The organism is Deinococcus sp. (genome assembly GCF_018260555.1).
Lineage (GTDB): Bacteria > Deinococcota > Deinococci > Deinococcales > Deinococcaceae > Deinococcus.
Genome location: NZ_JAGLBB010000165.1, coordinates 1 through 581, shown reverse-complemented (window position 1 = coordinate 581; position 581 = coordinate 1). Strand labels below are relative to the sequence as shown.

Sequence of the window (581 nt, the reverse complement as noted above, 5' to 3'; positions counted from 1 at the left end):
CGGTACTGAAATGCCTGGAACACGAAGGCTGGGATGAGCGCATGGGGCAACAGGCGCTGACGTTTATTGCCGGTGTGCGCCGCCTGGATCCACGCAACCCCAAATTGCCCGTGCTATCGGGCTTGCATCAGCAGTTGTTGCGTAAATATAAGCCCCTTGGCAACTCCTGGATGCATCCGCCTGACGCCCGGTGAAAGGGAGAAATACGGGGCGAATGACGGAAAAATGCGGCTTGCAGCCGGGGGTGATAAAAAAATGCGAAAAAAAGTCGACTTTTTCGCGCCAACCCTTGCACATTCTCAAATCGGGAGCTTATAATCACGCCCCGAAGCAGCCAACTTCTTCTTTATACGCAAATGCAGCAGTCAGGCATCAGTAAATAAGGTTGACAGTTGTGAGTAGATGCTTCATACTCTGCGGTTCCCGCGGAGGGGTGGCCGAGTGGTTAAAGGCGACAGACTGTAAATCTGTTCTCTATGAGTACGCTGGTTCGAATCCAGCCCCCTCCACCAAGTTTTTGCAAGGAAAACTGGGTAGTAGCAAGTAAGTGAAGATAAGTGAACGATACCTCGCGGGTGTAG

1 protein-coding gene and 1 tRNA gene are annotated in these 581 nt (G+C 52.0%); both read left to right on the top strand.

Going from position 1 to position 581, the window contains the following annotated elements; translation table 11 throughout:
• Positions 1-194, top strand: a 194-nt coding sequence (locus QZ271_RS14440; protein WP_291432635.1) for a hypothetical protein, incomplete at its 5' end; no start/stop codon positions are given.
• 233 nt (positions 195-427) lie between these two features.
• Positions 428-512 (top strand) — tRNA-Tyr (locus tag QZ271_RS14435).
• The last annotated feature ends 69 nt before the right edge of the window (positions 513-581 follow it).